Raw genomic sequence first — 4,205 nt, 5'->3', positions numbered from 1 at the left:
GCCCTAGGTGAGCAGCTCCGCCAGCCGGTCGGCGAGTGCGGTGAGCCGGTCCAGGCGGGGGCCGCCGCGGGCGATGCGGAAGCCGTGGCGGCGGCCCCAGAGCGCCGCCTGGACGGCGTGGTACTGCGCCCAGCGCTGAACGCGTTCGCGGTCGAGTTCCGCGGATTCGGCGAACACGTCCAGGATGCGGTGGGCCGCCTTGCGGGGGTCGTCCGCTTCGATGAGGGCCGGCGCGCGGGACTTCAGCAGGGTGCCGCCGTCGTAGGCGGGGTCGCCCGCGTAGCCCTTGGGGTCCACGGCCAGCCATGGCTCCCGGTCGGCGCGCAGGATGTTCCGGGCGTGGAGGTCGCCGTGGACGAGGGTGTCCGGCTGGGTGGGGCCCAGTTCCCGGACGGTGGCCACGGCGGCCCCCAGCACCCCGGGCGGGAGGGTGTGCGGGAGCTCCGCGGCGTCCGCGCGCAGCTGCTCCTCCCAGGCACCGGCCTGCTCGCGCAGCCGGGGCAGGCCGCGCGGGGCGGGCACGGCGAGGCGGCGGTTGAGGCGGCCGGCGACCGTGACGAGCTCGTCGCCGTCCTCGACGTCCGCGAGGGTCGACGGCCGGGCGCGCTCCAGCAGCATCGCGAACCGGTCGTCGTCCCGTTCCAGCAGGTGGACGGCGCCGCGGCCGCGCCAGGCGGTGAAGGCGTCGGGTTCGTGGACGTTGCCGGGGTGCGGGAACGACACCTTCAGCACGGCGGGGCCGGCGGGGTGGCGGCGCCGATGCACGGGGACGATGAGGCCGACGCCGCCGTGCGTCACCTCGCCGTCCGGGACGCAGTCCCAGCGTGCGAGGAGTTCCTCCACGGTCCCGGGGAGGTCGGCGAGCCATGCGGCTCCGGGCTCGCCCTAGGCCGCCGGCGGTTCGATCATCCCGTCACGGTAGCGCGGGGCCGGGCTAGCCGGCGGCGCCGCGGGGGAAGGTGATCTCGACGCGGCGGTTCTTCTTGCGGCCTTCCTCGGTGCTGTTGTCGGCGATCGGGTAGTCCTCGCTGTAGCCGCGGACGTCGTAGGTGACGCCGGGAGTGGTGACGGTCTTGGCGAGTTCCGCCTGGACGGCGTCGGCGCGCTGCTTGGAGAGTTCCTTGCCGTGTTCGTAGCTGCCCTGGTCGTCGGTGAAGCCGAAGACGCGGATGCGGGTGGCCTTCTGGGTGTTGATCTCCTGGGCGATGGCCTGGATGCGGGCGGCGGCCTGGGCGTTGAAGACGGCGCTGTTCTCGGGGAAGAGGACCTCGGACTGGAGGGCCATCATGACGTTCTGGTTGGTCTCCTGCCGACGCTGCTCACCGCCGAGGTCTTCGACGACCTCGGCGATGTCGAGGACCTTGATGGGGGCGAGGGTGCCGCCCTGGGGGATCTTCAGGCCGGGGGCGTTGGAGTCGATGGGCACGGGCGCGGCGGAAGAGGGTTCGGTGCCGGGGGGTACGGAGGGCTTGGGGTCGTCGGCGTGGGCGCTGGTCGCGCCGAGGAGGTGGACTCCGGCGATGACGAGGCCGACGACGGCTGTCGCGGCGGAGGCGCGGTGGGGGCGGCGTTTTGTCATGGGGTCACCCGGAGATTTTGACGGTGGCCGTGGCGAAGGTGGGGAGGCTGAACTCCACCTCGGTGGTGTTGGCAGGGGGTGAGGGGAACTGGGCGAAGAAAGGCAACACCTGTCCTGGCGCCACGCTAGAAAACCCAGTGGTGCACAAGCACCTGGACTCTGTGTCCCGCAGCACGTAGTAGCGCTTCTTTCCGACCTTGTCGACCAGCGTCGCGCCGGCCAAGGACTCGCCACTTCCCTTCAGCTCAATGCCGCGCCACGCCGACGTCCCTGCGAACGCCTCGTTACCTGTGTTCTTGATCTGCCCGTTGACGGTGAGGAACCCGCCCGGATCCCGCTGGACGGAATTGATCTCGAGCACCATGCCCTCTTGCCCCTTGAGGGTGGCGATGACCACAGCCGGAGCGGAGCTCTGTTCCTTGGCAGGGGCCGAAGCCTGAGCACCCGCGTTCTGCGACTGCGGTTGCGATGGCTTCGATGCGTCCTTCGCGTCACTACCGCCGCCACCGCCGCACCCGGCCGCGGTGAGGGCCAAGAGCGTCGCGACCGCGAGAGCCGCTCCCCCACGCATCTTTGCCATGTGCCGAATGCCCATCTATGACGCTTCCTTGTCTCTTGTTCCCCGTCAGTTGACGAGGCGCACGCTGAAGAGCTTCCTGCCCAGATCGCGGAGGGACCCCGGCTTCATCGGATCGAGCTTGATCGGGTCGCCCTTGTCACAGGTGAACGTGACGACGGGAGCCGCTGAGGCCGTCGGAGTGGGCTCTGGCGTGGCACCCCCGGAAGGCACAGTCGGCGCGGGGCTCGGAGTAGCCACCTCCTGGAGGTGGCACTTCGACTCGACCAAGGCCGTGGCCGTCGCCGTCCCGTGCATGCTGTTCGTACCCGGAACCACCGAATCACCGACCGTCCGGTCACTCTCGACCGTGACGGTGAACTTGGGTGGTGCCGCCTCACATTGGGCCTTCGCACCGTTGCGAGCCGCGAAGACGTCGGCCTGGGCACAGGCACCGCCCGACTTGAGATAGTCGGCGTCCACGATCTTCGCCCAGTCCTCAGGCTTGAGTACAGCGAGGTCGAGACCGATCAGGACGCGGTCTCGGGCTTCCCTTCCAGCTGCCAGAGCGGCCGCGTCGGCCGCGCCCTGCGCATCGCTGCGGGTGACGGCCGCCTGGCCGATGACGAAGAGGGCAAGCGCCGCGAAGAGCAGGCCCGCCACCATGACGACGTAGAAAGGAAAGGCCTGCCCTCGGTCCGACGGCGGGTGCACGCGCCCCACCATCACCCGGCTTTGATGTCCATTACCGCCTTCTTGATCCGGGTCGTGATCTCGGTCCCGATACCAGAGCCGACAATCGCGCCGATGATCACCACGACCACCAGGATGATCCCCAGGTACTCGAACGCGGTCTGCCCCCTGTCGAGGTTCGAGTAGCGCTTGCGGATGCGGGACACCGCCGTGTCCGTCCAGCCGGTCAGGCGGAGCTTCGCCTCGACCGACGCCTTCAGCAGCGTGTTGTGTGACATGGGGGTTCCCTCCCGTACCGGTGCCGCTGTCGATTTGCGGACCGTACGGGGAGTTAGCGGTCGTCACCAAGGGTCCCGGGGCCCAATTACGGACCCACTGCGCACTGCGTCTACCCATGTCCACCCACCCCCGGGCGGGCGGTTCCCAGCCAGTGGGCTATCGCTTCGCTGCGGCTCGTGCTCTGGAGTTTGGCGAAGATGCGATTGATGTGGTTCTTCACCGTCTTCTCGCTGATGAAGCACGCCGCCGCGATCTGCTGGTTGCTCATCCCGGACGCGATCAGGTCCATGATCTCCACCTCCCGCGAACTCAAGCCGAAGAGCACGGAGTTGTGCATCCGCTCCGGAGACTGTGCCACAGTTCGTTGCTGTTGCGAAGAGGTGCGGAGGTCGGTGAGGAGGGTGCCGGCCGCTGTTGGCGTGAAGTGGGGGCGGCCCTCGCGGACGTCGTGGACCGCTCTCACCAGCTCCTCCGGCGTGAACTCGCCGTGCACCAGGTAGCCTCCCGCGCCCAGCAGGAGCGATTCCCGGACGATTTCCGATTCCCGGCTGTACGTGAGCATCAGCACCGGCGCCAGCCGCACCAGGTGCGGCAGTGCCGAGATGCCGTCCACGCCCGGCATGCGGACGTCGAGGAGGATCAGGTCGGGGGCGTGGCGGCGGGTCAGGCTCAGGGCCTCGCGGCCGTCGGCGGCCTCGGCGGCCACCTCGATGCCGTCCGCCGCCGCCAGCAGCGCGGCCAGGCCGGCCCGTACGACCGGGTTGTCGTCGGCGATCAGGACGCGGAGGCGGCCGGGCATCAGGGGCTCCCTTCCAGGGGGAGGGTCAGGTGGACTCGGGTGCCCCGGGTGCCGTCCGGGCGGGGGCCCAGGCGGAGGTCGGCGCCGAGGGCCGCCGCGCGTTCCCGCATGCCGAGCAGGCCGTAGTGGCCCCGGCGTGTGGACGGAGGGCCGCCGGGCGGGAGGCCGGGGCCGTCGTCGGTGACGGTGAGGGTGAGGTGGGTCGGAGTGGTGGCCGCCGTCAGGGTGACCCGGGTGGCGTGCGCGTGGCGGCGGGCGTTCTCCAGGGCTTCCGCGGCGATGGAGAGGAGGTGGTGGGC

The 4,205-nt window shown here is 70.3% G+C and carries 7 protein-coding genes; all 7 read right to left on the bottom strand.

Annotated features, from left to right (window positions below; translation table 11 throughout):
• Window positions 1–3 precede the first annotated feature (3 nt).
• Window positions 4–843: an aminoglycoside phosphotransferase family protein gene (locus VR44_RS09285; RefSeq protein ID WP_094191518.1), complete on the bottom strand. Its 840-nt coding sequence runs from the start codon at window positions 841–843 to the stop codon at window positions 4–6.
• A gap of 91 nt (window positions 844–934) precedes the next feature.
• Window positions 935–1,579, bottom strand: coding sequence for an OmpA family protein (locus VR44_RS09280; RefSeq protein WP_045946927.1), 645 nt, complete (start codon window positions 1,577–1,579; stop codon window positions 935–937).
• Window positions 1,580–1,583: 4 nt separating this feature from the next.
• Entirely contained in the window at window positions 1,584–2,174 is a 591-nt protein-coding gene (locus VR44_RS09275; protein ID WP_045946926.1) for a hypothetical protein, read from the bottom strand.
• 30 nt (window positions 2,175–2,204) lie between these two features.
• Complete coding sequence (locus VR44_RS09270; protein ID WP_045946928.1) at window positions 2,205–2,861, bottom strand: pilus assembly protein TadG-related protein; 657 nt, start codon at window positions 2,859–2,861, stop codon at window positions 2,205–2,207.
• Window positions 2,861–3,106: a hypothetical protein gene (locus tag VR44_RS09265; RefSeq protein ID WP_045946925.1), complete on the bottom strand. Its 246-nt coding sequence runs from the start codon at window positions 3,104–3,106 to the stop codon at window positions 2,861–2,863. The genes VR44_RS09270 and VR44_RS09265 overlap by 1 nt, the downstream gene beginning before the upstream one ends.
• 110 nt (window positions 3,107–3,216) lie before the next feature.
• Window positions 3,217–3,906 (bottom strand): response regulator, encoded by a 690-nt coding sequence (locus tag VR44_RS09260; protein WP_045946924.1) that lies wholly within the window; start codon window positions 3,904–3,906, stop codon window positions 3,217–3,219.
• On the bottom strand, window positions 3,906–4,205 hold a 300-nt coding region (locus tag VR44_RS09255; protein ID WP_045946923.1), incomplete at its 5' end, for an ATP-binding protein. The genes VR44_RS09260 and VR44_RS09255, both read right to left, overlap by 1 nt.

Source organism: Streptomyces katrae, assembly GCF_000966975.1.
Classification (GTDB): Bacteria; Actinomycetota; Actinomycetes; order Streptomycetales; family Streptomycetaceae; genus Streptomyces; species Streptomyces katrae.
This window is presented reverse-complemented; position numbering and strand designations above follow the sequence as displayed.

Coding starts and splice junctions, on each gene's coding strand:
- VR44_RS09270 (WP_045946928.1), bottom strand. CDS start 2,861: ATGGTGGGGCGCGTGCACCCGCCGTCGGACCGAGGGCAGGCCTTTCCT.
- VR44_RS09280 (WP_045946927.1), bottom strand. CDS start 1,579: ATGACAAAACGCCGCCCCCACCGCGCCTCCGCCGCGACAGCCGTCGTC.
- VR44_RS09260 (WP_045946924.1), bottom strand. CDS start 3,906: ATGCCCGGCCGCCTCCGCGTCCTGATCGCCGACGACAACCCGGTCGTA.
- VR44_RS09265 (WP_045946925.1), bottom strand. CDS start 3,106: ATGTCACACAACACGCTGCTGAAGGCGTCGGTCGAGGCGAAGCTCCGC.
- VR44_RS09275 (WP_045946926.1), bottom strand. CDS start 2,174: ATGGGCATTCGGCACATGGCAAAGATGCGTGGGGGAGCGGCTCTCGCG.